The organism is Hymenobacter translucens (genome assembly GCF_020685205.1).
Lineage (GTDB): Bacteria > Bacteroidota > Bacteroidia > Cytophagales > Hymenobacteraceae > Hymenobacter > Hymenobacter translucens.
In genome coordinates this window covers 1-553 of the sequence record NZ_JAJERB010000028.1, presented here as the reverse complement: position 1 = coordinate 553, position 553 = coordinate 1, and the positions used below count along the sequence as shown (strand labels likewise).

Genomic DNA, 553 nt, shown 5'->3' with positions numbered 1-553 from the left:
CCTTGGCATCCCAGTCATTGTGGTAGTCGGCCCTGTAGAACACGCGCTGGCCCCAGCGCGAGTACACGCTCAGCTCGGTGGGCAGGCAGCTGAAGCGCTGCTGGAACGTGTCGTTCAGCCCGTCGCCGTTGGGGGTGATGATGTTGGGCACCAGGGCCTGGACCACGGTCACGGTGCTGACCAGGCTGCTGACCGGGCAGCCCAGGCTGTTGGCCGCCGTCAGGCGCACGGCGTAGGTGCCGGGCTGCTGGTAGAGGTGGGTGGGGTTCTGCTCCGAGCTGGTCGTGCCGTCGCCGAAGTCCCAGCTGAACTGCACGGCGTTGAGCGAGCTGTTCTGGAACTGGGCCTGGTAGGGGGCGATGCCGTTGACCGAGGGCAGGGCCGGGCAGACGGCGTTGGTGAGCGTGGCGGCGGGGGTGGGGGTGGGCAGCACGGTGAAGCGGCGCTGGGCCGAGCCAAAGCAGGCGCCGTTGGTGGTGGCGTAGGTCAGGGCGTAGGAGCCGGGCGTGGCGGGCGGGGTGAAGACGTAGCGGCTGCCCTGCTGGCTTACGCC

1 protein-coding gene is annotated in these 553 nt (G+C 69.6%); it reads right to left on the bottom strand.

Features of this window, described 5'->3' with window-relative positions:
- The coding region (locus LJY25_RS21150; protein ID WP_227610435.1) for a PKD domain-containing protein at positions 1 to 553 on the bottom strand (553 nt) is incomplete at both ends.